General features: G+C 56.5%; 18 protein-coding genes and 1 tRNA gene. 11 read left to right on the top strand and 8 right to left on the bottom strand.

Annotation, left to right across the window (positions count from 1 at the left end):
• Window positions 1-56 precede the first annotated feature (56 nt).
• Window positions 57-824 (top strand): triose-phosphate isomerase, encoded by a 768-nt coding sequence (gene tpiA / locus BV390_RS15970; RefSeq protein ID WP_015585511.1) that lies wholly within the window; start codon window positions 57-59, stop codon window positions 822-824.
• A 112-nt stretch (window positions 825-936) separates the two neighbouring features.
• Here the strand turns inward: tpiA and BV390_RS15965 are convergent, their stop codons facing one another.
• The 4 genes from BV390_RS15965 to zapB all read right to left on the bottom strand — a co-directional run bounded on the left by BV390_RS15965 (window position 937) and on the right by zapB (window position 4,592).
• Window positions 937-2,241, bottom strand: coding sequence for an SLC13 family permease (locus BV390_RS15965; RefSeq protein ID WP_032697017.1), 1,305 nt, complete (start codon window positions 2,239-2,241; stop codon window positions 937-939).
• Between the two features lie 108 nt (window positions 2,242-2,349).
• The gene (locus BV390_RS15960; protein ID WP_032690248.1) at window positions 2,350-3,105 is read right to left on the bottom strand and encodes a CDP-diacylglycerol diphosphatase; all 756 of its coding nucleotides are present in this window, start codon (window positions 3,103-3,105) and stop codon (window positions 2,350-2,352) included.
• Between the two features lie 91 nt (window positions 3,106-3,196).
• On the bottom strand, window positions 3,197-4,186 hold the full coding sequence (locus BV390_RS15955; RefSeq protein ID WP_004868989.1) for a sulfate ABC transporter substrate-binding protein: 990 nt from the start codon (window positions 4,184-4,186) through the stop codon (window positions 3,197-3,199).
• Window positions 4,187-4,346: 160 nt separating this feature from the next.
• The gene (zapB, locus tag BV390_RS15950) at window positions 4,347-4,592 is read right to left on the bottom strand and encodes a septal ring assembly protein ZapB (protein ID WP_086815662.1); all 246 of its coding nucleotides are present in this window, start codon (window positions 4,590-4,592) and stop codon (window positions 4,347-4,349) included.
• 557 nt (window positions 4,593-5,149) lie between these two features.
• Between zapB and BV390_RS15945 the strand changes: the two genes are divergently transcribed.
• Together BV390_RS15945 and glpK are read left to right on the top strand one after the other, a co-directional pair.
• Window positions 5,150-5,995, top strand: coding sequence for an MIP/aquaporin family protein (locus BV390_RS15945; protein ID WP_004868993.1), 846 nt, complete (start codon window positions 5,150-5,152; stop codon window positions 5,993-5,995).
• A gap of 21 nt (window positions 5,996-6,016) precedes the next feature.
• Window positions 6,017-7,522: a glycerol kinase GlpK gene (gene glpK, locus BV390_RS15940; RefSeq protein ID WP_004868997.1), complete on the top strand. Its 1,506-nt coding sequence runs from the start codon at window positions 6,017-6,019 to the stop codon at window positions 7,520-7,522.
• A 100-nt stretch (window positions 7,523-7,622) separates the two neighbouring features.
• Here glpK and gltS read toward each other — a convergent pair whose 3' ends face one another.
• Complete coding sequence (gene gltS / locus BV390_RS15935; RefSeq protein ID WP_032690246.1) at window positions 7,623-8,825, bottom strand: sodium/glutamate symporter; 1,203 nt, start codon at window positions 8,823-8,825, stop codon at window positions 7,623-7,625.
• 286 nt (window positions 8,826-9,111) lie between these two features.
• On the opposite strand from gltS, the gene BV390_RS15930 reads away from it, so the two are divergent.
• The 4 genes from BV390_RS15930 to BV390_RS15915 all read left to right on the top strand — a co-directional run bounded on the left by BV390_RS15930 (window position 9,112) and on the right by BV390_RS15915 (window position 15,611).
• Window positions 9,112-10,503, top strand: coding sequence for a nucleobase:cation symporter-2 family protein (locus BV390_RS15930; RefSeq protein WP_032690245.1), 1,392 nt, complete (start codon window positions 9,112-9,114; stop codon window positions 10,501-10,503).
• A gap of 199 nt (window positions 10,504-10,702) precedes the next feature.
• On the top strand, window positions 10,703-12,418 hold the full coding sequence (locus BV390_RS15925) for an AsmA family protein (protein WP_085397101.1): 1,716 nt from the start codon (window positions 10,703-10,705) through the stop codon (window positions 12,416-12,418).
• Window positions 12,419-12,658: 240 nt separating this feature from the next.
• Window positions 12,659-14,218 (top strand): PTS transporter subunit EIIC, encoded by a 1,560-nt coding sequence (locus BV390_RS15920; protein ID WP_046853325.1) that lies wholly within the window; start codon window positions 12,659-12,661, stop codon window positions 14,216-14,218.
• Between the two features lie 13 nt (window positions 14,219-14,231).
• Window positions 14,232-15,611, top strand: coding sequence for a family 4 glycosyl hydrolase (locus BV390_RS15915; protein ID WP_032690242.1), 1,380 nt, complete (start codon window positions 14,232-14,234; stop codon window positions 15,609-15,611).
• 148 nt (window positions 15,612-15,759) lie between these two features.
• Here BV390_RS15915 and BV390_RS15910 read toward each other — a convergent pair whose 3' ends face one another.
• The gene (locus BV390_RS15910; protein WP_032697020.1) at window positions 15,760-16,491 is read right to left on the bottom strand and encodes a MurR/RpiR family transcriptional regulator; all 732 of its coding nucleotides are present in this window, start codon (window positions 16,489-16,491) and stop codon (window positions 15,760-15,762) included.
• Between the two features lie 336 nt (window positions 16,492-16,827).
• Between BV390_RS15910 and BV390_RS15905 the strand changes: the two genes are divergently transcribed.
• A tRNA-Sec gene (locus BV390_RS15905) sits at window positions 16,828-16,922 on the top strand.
• A 201-nt stretch (window positions 16,923-17,123) separates the two neighbouring features.
• On the opposite strand, the gene BV390_RS15900 is transcribed toward BV390_RS15905, so the two are convergent.
• Window positions 17,124-18,320, bottom strand: a complete 1,197-nt coding sequence (locus tag BV390_RS15900; RefSeq protein WP_085397100.1) for a hypothetical protein — start codon at window positions 18,318-18,320, stop codon at window positions 17,124-17,126.
• A gap of 552 nt (window positions 18,321-18,872) precedes the next feature.
• On the opposite strand from BV390_RS15900, the gene BV390_RS15895 reads away from it, so the two are divergent.
• From BV390_RS15895 to BV390_RS15885, 3 genes are all read left to right on the top strand, one after another.
• Window positions 18,873-19,880 (top strand): zinc-binding alcohol dehydrogenase family protein, encoded by a 1,008-nt coding sequence (locus BV390_RS15895; RefSeq protein ID WP_032697022.1) that lies wholly within the window; start codon window positions 18,873-18,875, stop codon window positions 19,878-19,880.
• Window position 19,881: 1 nt separating this feature from the next.
• Window positions 19,882-20,181 (top strand): putative quinol monooxygenase, encoded by a 300-nt coding sequence (locus BV390_RS15890; RefSeq protein WP_032690238.1) that lies wholly within the window; start codon window positions 19,882-19,884, stop codon window positions 20,179-20,181.
• A 212-nt stretch (window positions 20,182-20,393) separates the two neighbouring features.
• Window positions 20,394-21,443, top strand: a complete 1,050-nt coding sequence (locus BV390_RS15885) for an NAD(P)-dependent alcohol dehydrogenase (RefSeq protein ID WP_032690237.1) — start codon at window positions 20,394-20,396, stop codon at window positions 21,441-21,443.
• Here the strand turns inward: BV390_RS15885 and BV390_RS15880 are convergent.
• Window positions 21,440-22,393 carry a GlxA family transcriptional regulator gene (locus BV390_RS15880; protein WP_032690236.1) on the bottom strand — a complete coding sequence of 318 codons (954 nt, stop codon included), beginning with the start codon at window positions 22,391-22,393 and terminating at the stop codon, window positions 21,440-21,442. The two genes, BV390_RS15885 and BV390_RS15880, sit on opposite strands and share 4 nt — an antisense overlap.
• Between the last annotated feature and the right edge of the window lie 2 nt (window positions 22,394-22,395).

Raw genomic sequence — 22,395 nt, 5'->3', positions numbered from 1 at the left:
TGCCCTGACGGGTGGCTATATTCCTTAATTCGCTTAACGTAGCGTGGAGAATTAAAATGCGACATCCTTTAGTGATGGGTAACTGGAAACTGAACGGCAGCCGCCACATGGTAAACGAACTGGTTGCTAACCTGCGTACCGAACTGGCTGGCGTTTCTGGCTGTGCCGTTGCAATCGCTCCGCCAGAAATGTACATCGATCTGGCTAAGCATGCGGCAGAAGGTAGCCACATTCACCTGGGCGCGCAGAACGTTGACCTGAACCTGTCCGGCGCATTCACCGGTGAAACCTCGGCTCAAATGCTGAAAGATGTCGGTGCTGAATACATCATCATCGGTCACTCTGAGCGTCGTACTTACCACAACGAGTCTGACGAGTTCATCGCTAAGAAATTCGCGGTTCTGAAAGAACAGGGTCTGATTCCGGTTCTGTGCATCGGCGAAACTGAAGCAGAAAACGAAGCGGGCAAAACGGAAGAAGTGTGCGCACGTCAGATCGACGCCGTTCTGAAAACTCAGGGCGCTGCGGCATTCGAAGGCGTGGTTATCGCTTACGAACCTGTCTGGGCAATCGGCACCGGCAAATCAGCGACTCCGGCACAGGCTCAGGCCGTGCACAAATTCATTCGCGATCACATTGCGAAAGCAGACGCGAAAGTGGCTGAGCAGGTCATCATCCAGTACGGCGGTTCCGTTAACGCTTCTAACGCAGCAGAACTGTTCACCCAGCCGGACATCGACGGCGCGCTGGTTGGCGGCGCCTCCCTGAAAGCAGACGCTTTCGCGGTGATCGTTAAAGCAGCTGAAGCAGCGAAAAAAGCGTAACCTGCACTCATCCCGGCCCCGGCGGCGCACCGCTTACCGGGGTGAAGGGATAGCGCAATACGAGGAGCCCGGACAACGCGCGCAGGCGCCGCATCCGGGCTTTTTTATGCCGCTACAATTTCCCCAACGCGTGATACCACAGATAGTCCAGCGGCAGCAGAATCAAATAGCTCACCGCCGCCAGCACGATACACAGCAGCATTCCCGCCCGCGCCGGCACTTTGCCTAGCCCCATCGCCACGACAATCGGCGACGCCTGATACGGCAGCAGCGGCGTGGAATAGCCCAATACCTGAATCATAATCACGCTTAGCAGCGGGAAACCGGTGGCATCGGAAAAGCTCTGCGCAAAGGTGGTGTACAGCGCGGGGACGCCGTTAGCGGTCATAATAAAGTTCAGGGCGCTGGTCATGCCGGTTAATGCCAGGAAGCTGGTGAACGGACTCTCTTTGTCGAGCGGCATCACCTGCAGCAGCGCATTGCCGACCACCTCGCCGATCCCCGTTTGGGTGACGGTAATCGCCAGTCCGAGGATCCCGGCGACGTAAATGCAGGTGCGTATATTCACCCCGCTGGAGAACTCCTCCCCGCTGATAAAGCCAACCCTCGGCAGCAGCGTGACGACTGCGGCTGCCAGTCCCGTCCAGGCGGGCCCGATACCGTGCCAGCTTTCACTCACCCACAGCACCAGCACTACGGCCAGCAGCCAGGCCAGGCGCTTCTCGTCCCGACTCATCGGCGGAAGCGGCGTCAGTTCGCGCGGCGGATGCGGCTTGCCCGGGAACAGCCAGCAAATCAGAGCAATTAAGATCCCCCCCTTCAGCCAGCCCAGCACCGGCGTGTGCAGCAGCAAGTACGGCAGGTAATTAAGGTGGATCCCGTACGAACCTTCGGCGGCGCCGCTCATCACCAGGTTCGGGACGTTGGCGGGCAGAATGGTCGCCGACAGCTGAAAGGTCCCAAACCCCACCGCCAGCGCCAGCCCATACCAGGCCCGCGTGCCGTCTGCGATACCGGCCCGCTTAGCCATCGCCGCCACGATGGGCATCAGCAGCGCGATGCGCCCCATATTCGACGGCATCACGAAGGCCAGCGCATAGCTGAGTAGCACGACGCTACCCACCATCAACGGCCAGGAGTCCGTCAGTCGCGCCGATAGCGCCCGCGCCGCTCTGTCCGCCAGTCCGGTTTTACGAATCGCAATCCCGAGGACGAAGCCGCTGAATACCAGCCAGAATGCTGACGAGGCAAACCCGCCAAAGATCGCTTCCGGCGGCGCAATTTTGGCGATCATCGCCGCCGCGAAAAACAGCAGCGCGGTCATAAACTCCGGCAACAGCGAGGTCGCCCACAGCAGAATGGTTATCGCGATAATCAGCGAGGGAAGGAACAGAGGGTGAGAAAACCAGAGCGACATGCCTGTCTCCTGTCGTTTTTTCAGCAAGAATACGATCGGGGGCGAGGCAGGTAAACCTATCAAAAAATAGCCAGCCATGCGGGAACCCGCATGGCTCAGCAATAAAGGTTATTTCAGGATAGAGCAGCGATGATCCTGGATCTCTTCCGCAGAGGCACGATTCAGGGTCAGCAGGTTGCGCTCGGTCGCCAGCAGCACCAGCGAGCCATCGCTCTGTTTCGCCAGCGCCAGCGCAAAGCGCCCCATATGTTCACGCGCCTCCGGCACCTCTTCCGCCAGCATCAGAAACGGGCTACGCTGCGCCAGTTCGGACTCAGTCACTCGCCGCGCGAGATATTCATGGCCGAGCAAACCACCGGGAAGCGGCAGCCATCGGCTGCTGATGGCTGCGGTATCGTTATCCAGCCGGGCACGCACATCTTCGCGTAGGCAGGAGATATGAATATGGAAATGGTTTTGCGTGCGTCCGCTACGGGAGTTAATGGCTAATGACACGGCGCTATCCGGTATTGCCGAACCGCGGCGCTCACTCATGATGTCGCGTCCCTGCCATGCCTGCCAGAAGAAGTTCGGCGTTAACGGGTCGAGCAGCAGCGGGCTCTCGGTGCCGTTAATTCGGTACGTCGGCATCAGCAAATACTGCAGGGGTCCGTTACGATCTTTAAACAGCACGTAACCGCCCTGCAGATTAACGTCGGCACACGGCGAGGGAGTTTGGTGCTGCTGTTGATTAGGAACGCATTGCTGCAAAACAATCTGTCGCAGCGCGTCAGGGTTACCGGAATGCAGCCAGTACCAGCCGCCGGCCGCCGCTGCCAGCACAAGCACCGGCAGCAGCCATAAAAGGTATCGTACTCTTCTCATCATCTTTTCCTGTCCAGCCAGAAACGGAAGAGTAGCGTAGTTTGATGACTAAATAAAAACGCCCGGCTATTTAACCGGGCGTTCGGAACGATTAACGCTGACTGATTTGATCGAAAGTGCCGCCGTTTGAGAAGTGCTCTTTCTGGGCCTTAGTCCAGCCACCAAACTCCTGGTCGATGGTAAACAGCTTCAGTTTCGGGAACTCATCGGCATATTTCTTCGCCACTGCCGGGTCACGTGGGCGGTAGAAGTTCTTCGCCGCAATCTCCTGGCCTTCCGGCGAGTAGAGATACTTCAGGTAAGCTTCAGCCACCTGGCGGGTGCCTTTTTTATCGACCACTTTATCAACCACGGAGACGGTCGGTTCAGCAAGAATCGATTCGCTCGGAGTCACAATTTCAAACTTATCTTTGCCCAGCTCGTTCGCCGCCAGCAGCGCTTCGTTCTCCCACGCAATCAGCACATCGCCGATCCCGCGTTCAACAAAGGTATTGGTCGAACCGCGCGCGCCGGAATCCAGCACTTCGACGTTCTTATACAGCGCCTTCACAAACTCCTGGGCTTTTGCCTGGTCGCCGTGATTCTGGTGCAGGGCATAGCCCCAGGCGGCCAGGTAGTTCCAGCGTGCGCCGCCGGAGCTTTTCGGGTTTGGCGTAATCACCGACACACCCGGTTTAATCAGGTCGTTCCAGTCATGAATCTGTTTTGGGTTGCCTTTACGCACCAGGAACACGATGGTAGAGGTATACGGCGCGGAGTTATCCGGCAGACGTTTCAGCCAGTTTTTATCGATACGGCCGCGTTCAGCGATCGCATCAACATCGTAGGCCAGCGCCAGCGTCACGACATCGGCTTCGATACCGTTGATCACCGACGTCGCCTGTTTGCCGGAGCCGCCATGCGACTGGCGAATCACCACATTGTCGCCGGTTTCTTGTTTCCAGTGCGCGCTGAATGCCTTGTTGTACTGTTCGTACAGCTCGCGCGTTGGATCATAAGATACGTTTAATAACTGAATGTCTTTGGCCAGAACGCTGGCGGATGCCAGCAACAGAGTTAACCCAACGCCCCACTTGTTCATCGCACCGCTCTCTTTATGTCGTGTTGTGATGAGTTAAGCGTGCCAGAAAGCGAAACAATGATTAAAGAATAAAAAAAGATTGGCTATAACTTGTGAGTATATGTAAAGCGGAGGGGAATGCTTACCCTCTCCAGGAGAGGAGAGGGTGAGGGCGAGAGGGTTACACTTCTTCCATGCGACCCAACAGCGCCTGCAGACGATCCTGCCAGCCCTGCAGCTGTTCTCTCAGCTGACCGTTTTCACGCTCCAGCTCTTCACGGCCGTGCTGTGCGCCCTGGACTTCCTGCGCCAGCGTGTTGTTTTTTTCTTTCAGCTCTTCGATTTCCATCTGCAACAGAGTGATGGTATCAATCGCCTGCTGTACTTTTGATTCTAATTTCTCAAACACTTCTAATGACATCGTCATACCTCTCCTGAACTTGCAAGGCGTTGATAGAGTACTATCCCGTACACGTCGTCCTTCAAGCTGCTTCTGCGTTAGCGGGTGCTTCCCGAACACTTACCGAAGTAAGCGGCGAGGATTCATTCGCTTGCCGTTTTGACACATCCCGAATGATGTTGTGTACCTACGCGGTGACGCCTTAACGAAAATAAGCGCACTACAGTGGTCATGCAGTCGATTGTATGAATCCCCGCCTTCCCTGTCCAGCGACAACCCGCGCAGATTGCGGTTTGCAACACTTTTCAGTCTTTACCTGGCGCATTCGGCGCGTTTCTGTGGAAGTTATCCTGCAATTGTTAATCAATGGGTTAACAAAATCCGCCGGAAAAGCGGGGCAAATGTGTCACAACACGCGTTTATGGCGCGAAAACGCTCATTTTCTTGACGCAGCACACACATTTATATTTCGATATTTCTCGTTTTTGTTCGTTAACGATAAATTAACACTATGCCTACAAGGCAGCGTGGTCGTCTATGACCTTCATACATACAATAATCACCACTTCGCTTCAGGATTCGATATGAGCCAAACATCAACATTAAAAGGCCAGTGCATCGCAGAGTTCCTCGGTACCGGGTTGTTGATCTTTTTCGGCGTTGGGTGCGTCGCGGCGCTCAAAGTTGCGGGAGCCAGCTTCGGTCAGTGGGAAATCAGCATCATCTGGGGTCTGGGGGTGGCCATGGCTATCTACCTGACCGCGGGCGTATCCGGTGCGCACCTTAACCCGGCGGTCACTATCGCATTGTGGCTGTTTGCCTGCTTCGACGGGCGTAAAGTTGTTCCTTTTATCATTTCTCAATTCGCAGGCGCCTTTTGCGCCGCGGCGTTAGTTTACGGGCTTTACTACAATCTTTTCTTCGATTTCGAACACAGCCACAATATGGTGCGCGGTAGCGTCGAAAGTCTTGAGCTGGCCGGTATTTTCTCCACTTACCCGAACCCACACATCAATTTTGTGCAGGCTTTCGCGGTAGAAATGGTGATTACCGCTATCCTGATGGGCGTTATCCTGGCACTGACTGATGACGGCAATGGGATTCCGCGTGGTCCGCTGGCGCCGCTACTAATCGGCCTGTTGATTGCGGTTATCGGCGCATCCATGGGACCGCTGACCGGATTTGCCATGAACCCGGCCCGCGACCTCGGACCAAAAACGTTTGCCTGGCTTGCCGGCTGGGGCGACGTCGCCTTCACCGGCGGTAAAGATATTCCTTATTTCCTGGTGCCGCTGTGCGCACCGGTGGTGGGCGCCGCGCTGGGCGCGTTCAGCTATCGTAAGTTGATCGGCCGCCACCTGCCTTGCGACACCTGCGTCGAGGAAGAGAAAGAGAGCACCTCGACTACGCAACACAACGCTTCGCTGTAATCTGACTACGGGACTCATACTATGACCGACAAAAAATATATCGTTGCGCTCGACCAGGGCACCACCAGCTCCCGAGCCGTTGTGATGGATCACGATGCCAATATCGTCAGCGTTTCTCAGCGAGAATTTGAACAAATTTATCCGCATCCAGGCTGGGTTGAGCATGACCCGATGGAGATCTGGGCGTCGCAAAGCTCCACGCTGGTTGAAGTGCTGGCAAAAGCCGATATTAGCTCCGACGAGATCGCCGCAATCGGGATCACTAACCAACGTGAAACCGCCATTGTGTGGGAGCGCGAAACCGGTAAACCGATCTATAACGCTATCGTCTGGCAGTGCCGTCGTACCGCAGAGATCTGTGAACAGCTCAAACGTGACGGCATGGAAGAGTACATTCGCAAGGCCACCGGCCTGGTGGTTGACCCGTACTTCTCCGGCACCAAAGTAAAATGGATTCTCGATCACGTGGAAGGCGCCCGCGAGCGGGCAAAACGCGGCGAACTGCTGTTCGGAACCGTGGATACCTGGCTGGTGTGGAAAATGACCCAGGGCCGCGTCCACGTGACCGACTACACCAACGCCTCGCGTACCATGCTGTTCAACATCCACGAACTGGACTGGGATGACAAGATGCTGGAGGCGCTGGATATTCCGCGCGCGATGCTGCCGGAAGTGCGCAAGTCTTCCGAGGTATACGGTCAAACCAACATCGGTGGTAAAGGCGGCACGCGTATTCCTATCGCCGGTATCGCCGGTGACCAGCAGGCGGCGCTGTTCGGCCAGCTGTGCGTCAAAGAGGGGATGGCAAAAAATACCTACGGCACCGGCTGCTTTATGCTGATGAATACCGGGGAAAAAGCGGTAACCTCCACGCATGGCCTGCTGACCACGATCGGCTGCGGCCCACGCGGGGAAGTGAACTATGCGCTGGAAGGCGCAGTCTTCATGGCCGGCGCCTCCATTCAGTGGCTGCGCGATGAAATGAAGCTTATCAACGACGCCTTCGATTCCGAATATTTCGCCACTAAAGTGAAAGACACCAACGGCGTGTATGTGGTTCCGGCCTTTACCGGTCTCGGCGCGCCATACTGGGACCCGTATGCGCGCGGCGCCATCTTTGGCCTGACGCGCGGGGTGAACGCCAACCATATTATTCGCGCCACGCTGGAGTCTATCGCCTATCAGACACGCGATGTACTGGAAGCGATGCAGGCAGATTCAGGGATTCGTCTGCACGCCCTGCGCGTCGACGGCGGTGCCGTGGCCAACAACTTCCTGATGCAGTTCCAGTCCGATATTCTGGGTACCCGCGTAGAGCGCCCGGAAGTGCGTGAAGTGACGGCGCTGGGCGCCGCTTACCTCGCAGGTCTGGCCGTTGGCTTCTGGCAAAATCTGGATGAGCTGCAGGAGAAAGCGGTGATTGAGCGCGAGTTCCGCCCGGGTATCGAAACCACCGAGCGTAACTACCGCTACAACGGCTGGAAAAAAGCGGTGAAACGCGCGCTGGCGTGGGAAGAACACGAGTAACCGCGACCACAGGACTGCCCCGGTGACGCTACGCTTACCGTGCCTACAGAGTCAGGATTTTGTAGGCCCGGTAAGGCGCAAGCCGCCACCGGGCCACTCATCAGCCAAATATCGGCAGCAGCAGATACAGCTTAATCACCAGCGCATTCACGATATCAATAAAGAACGCGCCGACCATCGGCACCACCAGGAACGCCATATGAGACGGGCCAAAGCGGTCGGTGATTGCCTGCATATTGGCAATCGCCGTCGGCGTCGCCCCGAGACCAAAACCACAGTGCCCGGCCGCCAGCACGGCGGCGTCATAGTTTTTCCCCATCATGCGATAGGTCACGAAGACGGCATACAGCGCCATCGCCACCGTCTGGACCGCGAGGATCGCCAGCATCGGCAGCGCCAGCGAAGCCAGTTCCCACAGCTTCAGGCTCATCAGGGCCATGGCAAGGAACAGCGACAGGCTAACGTTGCCCAGCACCGATACCGCACGCTCAAACACGCGATAGAAACCTAACAGCGACAGACCGTTGCTGAGGATCACCCCGATAAACAGTACGCAGACAAAAGTGGGCAGCTCAAAGACGGTGCCGGTCAGCAGTTGCGCAACCACCCTCCCTACCGTCAGGCAGATGGCAATTAAGGCGATGCTCTCAATCAGCACCAGCGAGGTGATCATGCGGCCCATATCCGGTTTTTCGAAGGCGGTAGGCGCCAGCTGATCATCCGGCGTTCCGTCAGGTGAAGAAGAGTGTTTAACCAGATAGCGCGCCACCGGGCCGCCAATCAAACCACCCAACACCAGACCAAAGGTGGCGCACGCCATTGCGACTTCGGTCGCGTTGGCAAAGCCGTAGCGTTCAACAAACAGCTTACTCCACGCCGCGCCGGTGCCATGGCCGCCAGACAGGGTAATTGAGCCTGCCAGCAGACCCATCAGCGGGTCCAGCCCTAGCAGCTTCGCCATCCCGATGCCGAGGGCGTTTTGCAGCAGCAACAGTCCCACCACCACAATCAGGAAGGTGCCCACCACTTTGCCGCCGGCCCGCAGGCTGGAGAGGTTAGCGTTCAGACCGATAGTCGCAAAGAACGCCATCATCAGCGGGTCTTTCAGGCTCATATCAAAGTCAATTTCCCAACCCATGCTCTTTTTCAGCACCAGCAGCGCCAGCGCCACCAGCAGACCGCCCGCGACGGGTTCAGGGATTGTGTATTTTTTCAGGAAGGGGACATTCTGCACGAGTTGTCTGCCCAACAGCAGCACCAATGTTGCGGCAACGAGCGTCGATAAGGTATCGAGATGAAACATAAAAAGAGCTCCTTAAAGGCGCATGATCCATTCACACGCGTCGGTATTCCCGGTGTCGATTACTTCTCATCTTGAGGAATCGGAGGGGGATTTTAAGCAGAACCGCGCAAAAAATGACAGGAAAAGATATTTTGTTTTGATATTGATGCGATCAAGCATACAAAATGTTAATTAATAACCGACCCCGCTGAGTTGTATAAATATTTCTCAGCAAACGCTGGCAAACGTTTGCTTTTGTACTACAGTCCGATAAAATTCCCGCTTTGCCACCTTGGGATTGTTTGTGATGTCCGTTAACACCGCCGAGTCAGAAGCTGCGCAACCGGTTGCGCATAAAACAACCAGCGAATTAATCTACCGCCTCGAAGACCGCCCGCCGCTGCCGCAAACCCTGTTCGCCGCCTTTCAGCATCTGCTGGCGATGTTTGTCGCGGTCATCACGCCGGCGTTGTTAATCTGTCAGGCGCTGGGCCTCCCGGCTCAGGATACGCAGCACATTATCAGCATGTCGCTGTTCGCTTCCGGCGTGGCATCCATCATTCAGATTAAAGCCTGGGGACCCGTCGGTTCCGGCCTGCTCTCTATTCAGGGCACCAGCTTTAACTTCGTCGCCCCGCTGATTATGGGCGGCACCGCGCTGAAAACCGGCGGCGCCGACGTGCCGACGATGATGGCCGCGCTGTTCGGCACCCTGATGCTGGCCAGCTGCACGGAAATGGTCATCTCGCGCGTTCTGCACCTGGCGCGGCGGGTGATTACCCCGCTGGTCTCCGGGGTGGTGGTGATGATTATCGGCCTGTCGCTGATTCAGGTCGGGCTGACCTCCATCGGCGGCGGCTATGCGGCGATGGCCGACCATACCTTCGGCGCGCCGAAAAACCTGCTGCTGGCAGGCATCGTCCTGGCGCTGATCATTATTCTTAACCGCCAGCGCAACCCGTATCTGCGCATCGCGTCGCTGGTTATCGCCATGGCGGCGGGTTACCTGGCGGCCTGGCTGCTGGATATGCTGCCGGCAAATACCGCGCCTGCCAACGATAGCCTGATTACGGTCCCGACCCCGCTCTACTACGGCCTGGGCATCGACTGGAGCCTGCTGCTGCCGCTGATGCTGGTGTTTATGATCACCTCGCTGGAAACCATCGGCGATATCACCGCCACCTCTGACGTGTCGGAGCAGCCGGTCTCCGGTCCGCTGTATATGAAGCGCCTGAAAGGCGGCGTGCTGGCTAACGGCCTGAACTCCTTTGTCTCCGCCGTCTTTAATACCTTCCCGAACTCCTGCTTCGGCCAGAATAACGGCGTAATTCAGTTGACCGGCGTCGCCAGTCGCTATGTCGGCTTCGTGGTGGCGCTGATGCTGATCGTACTGGGCCTGTTCCCGGCAGTCAGCGGCTTTGTCCAGCATATTCCGGAGCCGGTCCTCGGCGGCGCAACGCTGGTGATGTTCGGTACTATCGCCGCTTCCGGGGTGCGCATCGTCTCCCGCGAACCGCTCAACCGCCGCGCGATTCTGATTATCGCCCTGTCGCTGGCAGTGGGCCTCGGCGTTTCCCAGCAGCCGCTGATTCTGCAGTTCGCCCCTGACTGGCTGAAGAACCTGCTCTCCTCTGGCATCGCTGCCGGGGGTATCACCGCCATTGTGCTGAATTTAGTGTTCCCGCCAGAGAAGAATTAAACCCGTATCCCCGATGGCGCATTGCCTGGCGGGGATAACGGCGGAATATCCCGGATGAGGCCTTCACACCGCCCTCCGGGTATGCCTGAATAAAACGTATCTCCCATCACTCTGTCATTCAAATAAACAACTCCTGTCTTGAGGATTGCGCATAAATCGTGCATAACAGCCCTATGTGCACTTCTCAGGATGGAAGATCATGAAATTTATTGGAAAGCTGATTTTGTGGCTCGCGATCGCCCTACTGGTGGTGGTGATTGCCCTCTATTTCCTGCTCCAGACCCACTGGGGTTCACGTCAGGCCAGCGCCTGGCTGAGCGATGGCACCGGCTGGCAGGTTTCCTTCGATGCGATGGAGCACAGCTTCTCTTCCCCTCTTCACCTGCAGCTGCAAAATGTCACTTTCGGACGCGACGGCAAACCGCCGACGCTGGTCGCTAAAGCGGTGGATATTGGCTTCAGCACCCGCCAGTTCAGCGATCCGCTGCACGCCGACGAGATTGTGCTTAGCGACGGGACGTTAAATCTCTCGCCCTCCTCCGCTTCTTTACCCTTTGCCGCCGACCGTCTGCAGTTGCGCAATATGGCGTTTAACAGCCCGGAAACCGGCTGGGCGCTGAGCGCACAGCGCGTTGACGGCGGCGTCAGCCCCTGGGCGCCGGAAGCGGGCAATGTGCTGGGTAAAAAGGCACAGATTCAGATGAGCGCAGGCTCGCTGACCCTCAACGGCGTGGATGCCAGTAACGTGCTGATCCAGGGAAGCCTTGATAATGGCGAAGTAACGTTATCCACGCTGGGCGCCGATATTGCGCGCGGGACGCTGACCGGCAACGCCAAACGCAACGCCGACGGCAGCTGGCTGGTAGATAATCTGCAGCTCAACGAAATTCGCCTGCAGAGCGATAAATCGCTGGCAGAATTCTTCACCCCGCTGACCAGCGTCCCTTCACTGCACATTGGCCGTCTCGACATGACCGACGCCCGTTTGCAGGGGCCGGACTGGGCGGTGACCGATCTCGACCTCAATCTACGCAACCTGACCCTGAGCCAGGGCGGGTGGCAAAGCGATGACGGCACCCTGTCGATGAACGCCAGCGAATTTATTAACGGATCGCTGCATCTGCTTGATCCCATCGCCAATGCCGAATTTTCACCACAGGGTATCGCGCTGCGCCAGTTCACCTCACGCTGGGAAGGCGGGATGGTACGGACTTCTGGCAACTGGCTGCGCGCGGGTAACGCGCTGGTGCTGGACGACACCGCCTTTGCCGGGCTGGAATATACCCTCCCCGCTAACTGGAAACAGCTGTGGATGGAGTCGCTGCCCACGTGGCTGGAAAACCTGACGCTGAAGAAATTCAGCGCCAGCCGCAATCTGGTTATCGATATCGATCCCGCATTCCCATGGCAGATCACCGCCCTTGACGGCTACGGCGGCGAACTGCAGCTGGTGAAAGACCATCGCTGGGGCGTGTGGAGCGGCAGCGCAACGCTGAACGCCGCCGCCGCAACCTTTAATCGCATCGACGTTCGCCGGCCATCGCTGAAGCTTAACGCCAATGCCTCAACGCTCAACATCACCGAGCTAAGCGCCTTTACCGAGCGCGGTATCCTGCAGGCCACGGCGGCCGTCTCGCAGCTTCCCCAGCGCCAGGTCACGCTCAGTCTGAACGGTCGCGGCGTACCGCTGAATATTCTGCAGGCCTGGGGCTGGCCCGCCCTGCCGGTTTCCGGCGACGGTAATTTCCAGTTGACCGCCAGCGGCAGCGTGCAGGCCGATGCGCCGCTGAAACCGACGGTTAACGGCCAGCTCAGCGCGGTGAATATGGAGAAACAGCAGGTTGCGCAAGTGATGCGCAACGGCCAGCTAAACAGCGAGCCGGCTCAGCCAATCGCTCCCCCGCCAGCACCGTAATCGCCCTCCGCCCTCTCTCCGCCGGAGAGAGGGTCCCGCTCTGGTCTTCGTCCATCGGTCCCTCTTTCACTCCCTCAGGCACGCCTTTCTCGTCAGCGAAACCTGTGTGCATTTTGCGGCTACCTGTACCTATTTCCCGCAACCTGTTTCTTTCAAAGATCGGAATTGCTATAAACAAAATACTGGAAGTAGAGATAAAAATTAAAAACCCTATGTAAATATAAAAATAAAGGAACGACTATGTCCGCAATACGTCAACGTATTCTGGAGAATATGCAAAAATTCTCCAGAGCAATGATCGGTGCAGTCCTGTTCTTGCCCGTCATTGGCCTGATTCTGGCACTCAGTTCTGTCTTAACCAACCCTACATTAATTTCTGAAACCAGTTTTTTACATCAGTCAGGACAATTACTCGGCGATACGTTCTGGCCGCTGTTTGGCAATCTTGGATTACTTTTTTGCGTCGGTATTAGTTATGGGCTGGCGAAAGATAAAAAAACAGAAGTCGCCCTGGTTTCAGTGATGTGTTTTATTATGTTTCTGGGTGCTAACCATTCGTGGCTGGAACATATCCACGGCATCGCTGAAAAAATTAATGGCGAATACTACGGCACCGGTCAGACGCAACTGCTCGGTTTTGTGGTCGTCGATATGGGGGTGTTCCTCGGCATTATCCTCGGCTGCACCATTGCCTGGGTGCATAACAAAGTCTCGAACATCGAACTGCCCGGCGCGCTGTCAATGTACGGCGGCGCCAAGCTGACCCTGGTAGCCATGACCCCGGTGGTGATTTTCTATGCCATCGCCTTCACCTGGATCTGGCCGTTTATGACCCACGGTATCGGGGCGTTAACCGGATTTATGAAAAACGCCGGCGTGGCGGGGGTTTTCGTTTATGGCTTCTTTGAAAAATTCCTTATCCCCACCGGCCTGCACCATTTCGTCTGGTCGCCGTTCCAGCTCACGCAAATCGGCGGTACGCTAAACGTTGACGGACAGGTGGTTTCCGGTACCCAGGCGATTTTCCTCGCCTATATGCGCCACCCGGATCTGACCCCGGTCATGAACGATGCGCTCCGTTTCTCACAGCAGGGGATGACCACGATTTTCGGCCTCGCTGGCGCATCGCTGGCCTTTTATCACACGGCGAAACCGGAGAAAAAAATGATGGCTAAAGCGATTCTGCTGCCCGCCATTATTACCTCAATGCTCACCGGTATTACGGAGCCGATTGAGTTCACCTTCCTGTTCGTGTCGCCGCTGCTCTGGGTGATTCACGCCACCCTGACCGCCGCGTCACAGGCGATTTGTGACATCTTTACCGTTCGGCCGTGGGGCGCATCCGGGCTTATCGAATTCCTGATTTATAACCTGCCGCTGCCGGTCTCATTAACGCGCTGGCCTGGGTATGTTCTTATCGGTATCGGTCAGTTCGCCGTTTATTACGTTATTTTCCGCACCCTGGTAGTGAAGCTGAATTTAAAAACACCGGGCCGTGAAGACGACGATAACGTGAAGCTCTACAGCAAAGCTGATTATCGTAAAAAGGTCGGTAATCCGCAGTCGGTGACCGATGAGATTATTAGTGGCCTCGGCGGCAAAGAAAATATTATTTCGGTCGACAACTGTTTCACTCGCCTGCGGGTGGTAATTAAAAATATGGATTTGGTTGATGATCTCATATTGAAAAGTACCGGTGCCAATGGCGTCGTACGAAATCGTAACGAAGTTCAGGTTATTTATGGCGTCAAAGTGGGACAGGTACGTTCCCGGGTTGATAGCTGGCTGGCAGAAAATTAATTGGGAGTGATGTATGAAATTAACCGTATTAGGCGGGGGCGGCGTTCGCTCTGCATTTTTGGCGAAATCTCTGGCTTATAACGCCCACCGCATAGGTTTAACGGAAGTGGTATTTCTGGACAGCTCGGAAGATAATCTGGCCCTGTTTGGTGAAATTGCCCGCTACGTGTTTAATACGATTCGTCCGGATATTGCGTTCAGTACGACCAGCGATCCGGTCGCCGCGCTGAAAGGCACAAATTATGTGATTACTACCCTGCGGGTGGGCGGCGATGAGAGCCGTATTCGCGATGAGCGTATTGCGCTTGAGCATAATACCTTAGGCCAGGAGACCACCGGTGCGGGCGGCTTTGCCATGGCGATGCGTTCGATCCCGGCGATCCTCAACTACTGTCGCCTGATCGAAGAGCATGCCGCCGAGGATGCGATCCTGTTTAACTTTACCAACCCATCGGGGCTGGTCACCGAGGCGATCATCAAGTCCGGCTTTAAGCGTCGCGTATATGGCATTTGCGATGCGCCGTCGGAGCTGATTCGCGAACTGCCCGAGATTCTCGGCTGCGACGAGCGCGATCTCAGCGTCGAGTGCTACGGGCTGAACCATTTCTCCTGGTTCACCCACATCACCGTACGCGGGGAAGAGGTGACCGAACGCCTGATCGCCAGCCCGGATTTATACCGTAAAACGGCGATGCAGTATTTCTCGCCGGAGCTGGTTCAGCTGTGTGATAAGCAATTACTCAACGAGTACCTCTATTATTACTATTATCGCGAGGTAGCCTTAAAAGCGATTCAAGAGGCGGACGAAACGCGCGGCGAGCAGATTGCCCGTATCAATCGCGATATGCGGGACGCGCTGCGCGGCATTGATGTGAAAGCCGATCCGCAGGCGGCATTTTCTCTGTGGATGACGCACTACCTGCGCCGGGAAAATAGCTATATGCAGAACGAGTCGCAGCAGGAGAAATTCCATACCCGCGAACCGTTAACCCTGCGCCAGTTTATTGAGGAGCCGGATACCGGCGGCTACGCCGGGGTGGCGCTGGACATTCTGGAGGCAGTCAACAGCCGCACCACCAAACGAATCGTGGTCTCCATACCCAATAACGGCACTCTCGATTTCTTGCGTCCTGACGATGTGATTGAGATCAGCTGCGACCTGAGCAAAGATGGCTTAAAACCGGTGACGCCAGCGCACGTGCCCACGGCGCAGAGAAACATGATTGCCAGCGTGAAAGAGTATGAGCGGCTGGCAGTGGCGGCCATTTTGCAGCGCGATAAATCCCTGGCGATACGCGCATTAATGGCACACCCGCTGATCGGCTCTTTTTCGCTGGCCAAAACCCTGGTCGAGGCCTATCTCGACGACGCGCAGTTCGCCGACTGGCAATAAACGCCCGGCTCAATCCCCCGGATAGCGGCTAACGCCTTATCCGGGCTACCGGATAAGGCATGATTGGCCGGTTTTGTAGCCCGGGTCAGGCGTCTAAGCCACAACCCGGGAACGCGTAAGTTGTCATTTTATCGCCCTGACAGGCGCGTCAAACGCCGCCTCCAGGGTTCTCCGTCTGTATAAACCACATCTTCAGCAGCCGCTCAAACCCGAGTATGCAGTAACCGAAAAACGGGTTGCTCCAGTAAATATCATCGTCGAACTTCTGCGGGTCATGAATAATGAATGCGGTATCCGCCGCCTGCGCCAGCGGACTTTGATAATCGCCGGTAAAGCACACCAGATTAATCGCCTTGCCTTCCAGCGCCTTCACCCAGTTCAGAGCCGAGCTGCTGCGCCCGGATTTTGAGACGATCCAGATGGAGTCGAATTTCGCCGCATTTTTTTGCTCCAGGATTTCGTAATCCGGCCACAGCGCGAGGCTGGCGTTCACGCCGGTCACCAGGAACTTATTATAAATATATTGCGCAATCAGCTGCGAAAAGCCGCTGCCGTGGATCAGGATCCGCTGATGCTGCAGGCTTTCCAGCAGCGGCGTCAGCCGCTCTGTCGGCTGAATACTCATATAGTCGATGTCGTTGGTGACATCGAGTTTCGGCATGGTGATATTGAATTTAATAAAATAGACCAGCTCCAGCCAGCCGCTGAACTTCAGTTTCTTCGCCAGCCGCACCAGCGAGGAGGGGTTGCTATAGCAGCGCTCAGCGACGCTGCGGATGCCTTCCCGCACACACTGCTCAGGATCATTCTGGATAAAGCGCAGCACGGTCATTTCCGTTTTGCTCAGCTTGACGTCACGAAAGATATTTTCTAAGTCCATTGCGGCTCCTCTCAGCGGCAGATTACGCTATCACCAAACGGCAAAGGTGTCTGTGGGGGAACTCACTGGCAGGAAAGAGCGAATAGCGACATGGCATGCATGCGCCACGCTGACTGAGACGCATGGAGGCGGCCGCGTATCTCTCCAGCGTCGTTTTTTCCTGCCAGATCGCCCTCGCAGAAAAAATATAAAAGTGTAACCCGCGGATTTTACGAGGGTTTGTGTCAGACTGTTCTGTAAAGTCCAGTTTTAACAGTAAAAAAGTGCGTTCAGGTATGTGGTAAATGCCTGAAAGTAGCTATAATGCGCCCCGCCTCCATGTAGCAATCGAGGCGCGGAAGATCGTCATCTCCGGTGAGGTGGCTGGACTTCAAATCCAGTTGGGGCCGCCAGCGGTCCCGGGCAGGTTCAACTCCTGTGATCTTCCGCCAGTTTGCTACCCCTGAACTTCCCCATATGCAATAAACCATGCCAATCCGCGGTGTCATCCTCAGGCCAACTCATGTTGACCCAGACCCCGAATATCATCAGGGATAACCGGCTTCATGTTGCTTGCATCTTCTGGCAACCGGCAGACTTCTTAGCAGGATGGCTGTGCGAAGCGGGGGCTTTTGAGAAGCCAGTTCCCCTCATCAGAAGTAATAACCAATATTAACGTTAGTGCGGAAATACCATTTACCGCTGCCCTCGGACTGAGTGCTGGTCCAGCCGGTAGAGTTCAGCGCGCCGCCCCACGGATTGACGTTCTTCGCCCAGCTGAGATCGACCCAGAACATCACCGGTAGCGCGAAGACCTGCACGCCGAGGGTGTTCATCTGCGAATCCTGCCAGCCGCTTTTGTCTTTCCACAGTACGCTGTAGTCATTGTAGAAACGCAGCTTCGAGACTGTCCCCCATTTCACATCGACGTCGCGGGCAAGGTTGAGCGATGCGGTGGTCGCTTTAGCCGGGATCAGGTAGGCCGGAGTCAGGCCGTTGCCGCCCATCAGAATCGTATCGTCGCTGACGCCCGCCGGGTTCTTCGGATCGTACTGGTAGCGAATCAACTGCGAGGTGAGCTGCCACGGCCCGTTATGCAGCATGCCGTGTACTCCCGCCGCCCAGAAGGTACCGTCGTCGTCAGTCTCGCGGTTGTGCAGGCGCGCCAGCGCCAGCGAGCCGCCCAGCTCGTTACTCCAGCCGCCGCCGTGGAAATTGCGCGCGATACGCACATTAACCTGATCGCGCTTTTCATTATGCTGCTGATGCTGGGTAGGATAAATCGTGTTTTTCAGACGATCGTAATCGCCGACATCCGGCGCGTAGCGTAAATTCTCCGGCTCCATCCACGGAAAATAAGCCACATCCAGCGACCAGTTATTATCGTGATATTGATAGTTGACGCCACTGCCGGCGCTGACGCCAAAACCTAAATAAAACGGTATGCCGTACGACCAGCCAAATTGCGGATAGGGCTGCAGACCGAAAGGTTTGCCGGGAATGCCCAGCTGGATATTATTATTACCATCAACGCGATATCCTACATAGGCGCGGTCGACGGCGTATTTACGATGATCCTGGAACCAGAATCCGGCATCAAAGAAATAATGATTATAAAAACCGCTGCTGTCGATACGAAAGGTATCAAAACGCAGATGCGGCGGGTTACGATAATTACTGCCCTTCCAGTCTTCATAGCGGTAATTGGCCCGCAGCGCGCCGCCGAAATCCAGACCAGCGAGATTGTCCGCGCTGCGCCAGCCGATATGCGGAAAAGGCTTGCCGTCGTCCGCCTGTGCCAGCCCGTTGGCGCTGGCGACCAGCAGCAGCGAAAGAACTAATTTACGCATAGTACATCCCTCACTTTATATTTTAATAAGCGATAAAAAGCCTCGCCGCTTAATATCGGCGTTTTTATTTATTTTTGTCTCAGCAGTGAAACTATCGATTAAACAGCAAGATTTTTATATTTTCGTTCCAGATATGAAACTCTGTTTATTATTTTATAGAGGGAAAATCGCACGCAGGATGCCAGGAGTCAAGGCATAAACCTTGAGCGATAACGCAATATTATTATTCCCTGCGGAAGATATTCATATTTGCGGTACAGGAACAAAAACATTCTCAAATATGAAACATAATTAGCGAAGTACAAACCACATTCCCCGGAGCGATCGTTTAGCGATATTCCTCCCGGGAGTCTCTGCATTGGCGCCGTGCCACCGGCGAAGTCAGCGTATCCGCGCTGAGGGATCTGCGTCGGATAGCGCGACGCTTATCCCCGGAGCTGATTTTCAGCTTTTCAATATAACTCTTATCGCCCGGGCCCCGTTTTTCCCTCCCCGCCAGGGGTCTACCATTAATGGATTCCCACAGAAACCCCATTTAAAACCGGAGAGTGTATGAAAGCGATTGCCATTACCCGCGCCGCTACTGAAGGCAGTAACATCCCATTTTTAAGCGCCATCGAGCTACCGGTTCCGGTTGCTGCGGGGCATGACCTGCTCATCGAAGTGAAGGCGATTTCCGTGAATCCGGTGGATACCAAAGTGCGCGCCGGATTTACCGGCGATACCCCGCGCGTGCTGGGCTGGGATGCGGTTGGCGTCGTAAAATCGGTCGGCGAGGCGGTCACCCTGTTCGCGCCGGGCGATGAAGTCTGGTATGCCGGTGCGCTGGGGCGCGCGGGAAGTAATAGCGAGTTTCAGCTCGTCGACGAACGGATCGTCGCCCTGAAGCCGCGCTCGCTGGATAACGCCTCTGCCGCCGCCCTGCCGCTGACCGCCATCACCGCATGGGAGTTGTTGTTCGATCGTCTTGGCGTGCAGGAAGGCGGCAACGCCGGGGACGCGCTGCTGATTGTCGGCGCGGCGGGTGGCGTCGGCTCCATTCTCACGCAGCTGGCGCGTAAACTGACGCGTATGACGATCATCGGCACCGCTTCGCGCCCGGAAAGCCAGAAATGGGTGCTTGATGCCGGGGCGCACCACGTTATCGATCACAGCAAGCCGCTCAGTGAAGAGCTGGCGCGGATTGGGGTCAACGCCGTGACGCACGTCGCCAGCCTCAACAATACTGAGCAACATTACGCGCAGCTGATTGCGGCTCTCGCCCCGCAAGGCAAGCTGGCGTTGATTGACGATCCGCAAACCCTGGACGCCCGCCCGTTGAAGGCTAAAAGCCTTTCGCTGCATTGGGAGTTTATGTTCACCCGTTCGATGTTTGAAACGCCGGATATGCTGGCCCAGCATCAGCTGCTGACCCGGGTAGCGGCCCTGATTGACGATAAGACCCTCAAAACTACCCTCGGCGAGCATTACGGTCCAATCAACGCCAGCAACCTGCAGAAAGCGCACACTCAGCTGGAAACCGGACGCGCGGTCGGCAAAATCGTGCTGGAAGGGTTTTAAGATGACGAACGACACGGTATCTGTCATTGCGGTTCTGAAGGCCAAACCGGGGCAAACGGCCGCTCTGCGGCAGGCGCTGAAAGCGCTGTTACAGCCGACCCGTCAGGAAGCGGGTAATCTGGATTATGCCCTGTTTCAACTGCGCGATGCGCCGGACACCTTCTACATGCGCGAGTCGTGGCGTGACCCGGCGGCGCTGGAGGCACACATCGCTCTGCCGCACTTTCAGGCCTTTATCGCGCAAATGGACAGCCTGCTGGCTGAGCCGCTGCGCCTGGATTATCTGACGCCGGTTGAATAATCGCCTCAACGCTGCGGGTTCCCTGCCAGGCAGGGAACCCGCCTCTTTTTGCCCCTTTCCTTTTTTATCCCGTCTTTTTCCCTTTTCTGTTTAACACTCTGAGCTAATCGCCCCACGCCCCGCGCTGACCAGGCTACGCTTACCGTTGCCGCCAAAAAGCAGGTCATCCCCTCCGAATCATCCAGCACGTTCATTCAGAAAGAGGTTTCGCTATGCAGATCAATGCTATTGGTACGTACTCCGCCACCCAACCGCTGAAATCGATGGCTATCTCCCGCCGCGACCCGGGCCCCCACGATGTACAGATCGCCATCGATTACTGCGGCGTCTGCCACTCCGACCTTCATCAGGCGCGATCTGAATGGGCCGGTACGCTCTATCCTTGCGTGCCGGGACATGAAATCGTCGGCCAGGTGACCGCCATCGGCAATCAGGTCTCGGGATTCAACGTGGGAGATCTGGTCGGCGTCGGCTGTATGGTCGACAGCTGTCAACAGTGTGAAGAGTGCGAAGCAGGGCTGGAAAATTACTGCGACCATATGATTCTCACCTACAACGGCCCCACGGCAGACGCGCCCGGACACACTCTCGGCGGTTATTCGCAGCAGATTGTGGTGCACGAACGCTACGTGCTGCACGTGCGCCATCCGAAAGCCCAACTTGCCGCCGTGGCGCCGCTGCTCTGCGCGGGGATCACCACGTACTCTCCGCTGCGCCACTGGAACGTCGGGCCGGGAAAAAAAGTCGGCATCGTAGGTATTGGCGGGTTGGGACATATGGGAATTAAGTTGGCCCACGCCATGGGCGCCCACGTGGTGGCCTTTACCACCTCAGAATCGAAGCGGGAAGCGGCAAAAGCGCTGGGCGCGGATGAGGTGGTTGTCTCACGCAACGAGGACGAAATGGCCGCCCACGTGAAAAGCTTCGATTTCATCCTCAACACCGTGGCGGCACCGCACAACCTCGATGCCTTCACCACCTTGCTCAAACGCGATGGCACCCTGACCCTGGTCGGCGCGCCGGCCAGCCCGCATCCTTCGCCGGAAGTGTTTAATCTGATATTTCGCCGTCGTGCGATTGCCGGTTCGATGATTGGCGGGATCCCGGAAACCCAGGAGATGCTCGATTTCTGCGCCGAACACGGCATCGTCGCTGATATTGAGCTGATTCGCGGCGATCAGATCAACGAAGCCTGGGAGCGGATGGTCAAAGGCGATGTCAAATATCGCTTCGTGATCGACAGCGCGACGCTCGCCGGCTAAATGCCGCGGCGAAAGGTGCGCCGCCACTCCGCCGGGCTGACGCCAAAGCGGGATTTAAACTGCTGGCGCCAGGTCACGGCGGAGCGGAATCCAACGCTCTCCGCCACCTGCTCGACGGGCATATTCCCCTCCTCGAGCAGGAGCTGACTGCGCCGTAGACGTTCAATGGTCAGCCAGTCGGCAATGCTCATGCCGGTAGCCCGGGTAAAGTGACGAGTCAGCGTACGGCGGCTCATCGCCACCACCTGCGCCAGCGAGTCGAGGTTGTGCGGCTCGGCGATATGCTGCTGGAGATACTCCAGCAGGCCGTTAATCCGCGCGTCGCGGGTATTTTTCGGTACCGGCTGGGCGATAAACTGCGCCTGGCCCCCTTCACGATGGGGCGGCACGATCATACGCCGGGCGATTTGATTCGCCGCGAGGCTGCCGAAACGCTGGCGAATGATATACAGACAGCAGTCGAGCGCCGCCGCGGTGCCCGCTGAAGTAATGATCCGCTGGTCATCAACGTACAGCGCGTTGATATCCAGCCGCACCTCGGGAAACTGCTGCTGAAATGCCTGCTCAAACTCCCAGTGGGTCGCCGCCCGTTTGCCGTCCAGCAGCCCGGCATAGCCGAGAACAAAGGCACCGAGGCACAGCCCGACGATTTCAGCGCCGTTCTCCCTTGCCCGTACCAGGCTATCCAGCAGCGACTGGGGCGGACGCTGATGCACCGCTCCCCAGTAAGGCACCACCACGATATCGGCCTGCTCAAGAGCGGTGAAATCTGCGCTGGCGTTGAGCGCAAAACCGTCGCGCGCGGTCAACAATCCCGGCCGTTCGGCGCAAATCTGCAGGTTAAAGCGTTTCGTTTCCGAGACGCTATCGCCAAACAACATGCAGGGAACCGAGTAGTGAAAAGGGCTGAACCCGTCCACGGCAACAATCGCGACATCGGTTAATTTCATCA

This window comes from Klebsiella sp. YJ, from assembly GCF_002108615.1.
GTDB lineage: Bacteria > Pseudomonadota > Gammaproteobacteria > Enterobacterales > Enterobacteriaceae > Klebsiella > Klebsiella planticola.
Note: the sequence above shows the minus strand (reverse complement) of the source record. Positions and strands in the feature narration are given on the sequence as shown.

Coding starts and splice junctions, on each gene's coding strand:
- tpiA (WP_015585511.1), top strand. CDS start 57: ATGCGACATCCTTTAGTGATGGGTAACTGGAAACTGAACGGCAGCCGC.
- BV390_RS15965 (WP_032697017.1), bottom strand. CDS start 2,241: ATGTCGCTCTGGTTTTCTCACCCTCTGTTCCTTCCCTCGCTGATTATC.
- BV390_RS15960 (WP_032690248.1), bottom strand. CDS start 3,105: ATGAGAAGAGTACGATACCTTTTATGGCTGCTGCCGGTGCTTGTGCTG.
- BV390_RS15955 (WP_004868989.1), bottom strand. CDS start 4,186: ATGAACAAGTGGGGCGTTGGGTTAACTCTGTTGCTGGCATCCGCCAGC.
- zapB (WP_086815662.1), bottom strand. CDS start 4,592: ATGACGATGTCATTAGAAGTGTTTGAGAAATTAGAATCAAAAGTACAG.
- BV390_RS15945 (WP_004868993.1), top strand. CDS start 5,150: ATGAGCCAAACATCAACATTAAAAGGCCAGTGCATCGCAGAGTTCCTC.
- glpK (WP_004868997.1), top strand. CDS start 6,017: ATGACCGACAAAAAATATATCGTTGCGCTCGACCAGGGCACCACCAGC.
- gltS (WP_032690246.1), bottom strand. CDS start 8,825: ATGTTTCATCTCGATACCTTATCGACGCTCGTTGCCGCAACATTGGTG.
- BV390_RS15930 (WP_032690245.1), top strand. CDS start 9,112: ATGTCCGTTAACACCGCCGAGTCAGAAGCTGCGCAACCGGTTGCGCAT.
- BV390_RS15925 (WP_085397101.1), top strand. CDS start 10,703: ATGAAATTTATTGGAAAGCTGATTTTGTGGCTCGCGATCGCCCTACTG.
- BV390_RS15920 (WP_046853325.1), top strand. CDS start 12,659: ATGTCCGCAATACGTCAACGTATTCTGGAGAATATGCAAAAATTCTCC.
- BV390_RS15915 (WP_032690242.1), top strand. CDS start 14,232: ATGAAATTAACCGTATTAGGCGGGGGCGGCGTTCGCTCTGCATTTTTG.
- BV390_RS15910 (WP_032697020.1), bottom strand. CDS start 16,491: ATGGACTTAGAAAATATCTTTCGTGACGTCAAGCTGAGCAAAACGGAA.
- BV390_RS15900 (WP_085397100.1), bottom strand. CDS start 18,320: ATGCGTAAATTAGTTCTTTCGCTGCTGCTGGTCGCCAGCGCCAACGGG.
- BV390_RS15895 (WP_032697022.1), top strand. CDS start 18,873: ATGAAAGCGATTGCCATTACCCGCGCCGCTACTGAAGGCAGTAACATC.
- BV390_RS15890 (WP_032690238.1), top strand. CDS start 19,882: ATGACGAACGACACGGTATCTGTCATTGCGGTTCTGAAGGCCAAACCG.
- BV390_RS15885 (WP_032690237.1), top strand. CDS start 20,394: ATGCAGATCAATGCTATTGGTACGTACTCCGCCACCCAACCGCTGAAA.
- BV390_RS15880 (WP_032690236.1), bottom strand. CDS start 22,393: ATGAAATTAACCGATGTCGCGATTGTTGCCGTGGACGGGTTCAGCCCT.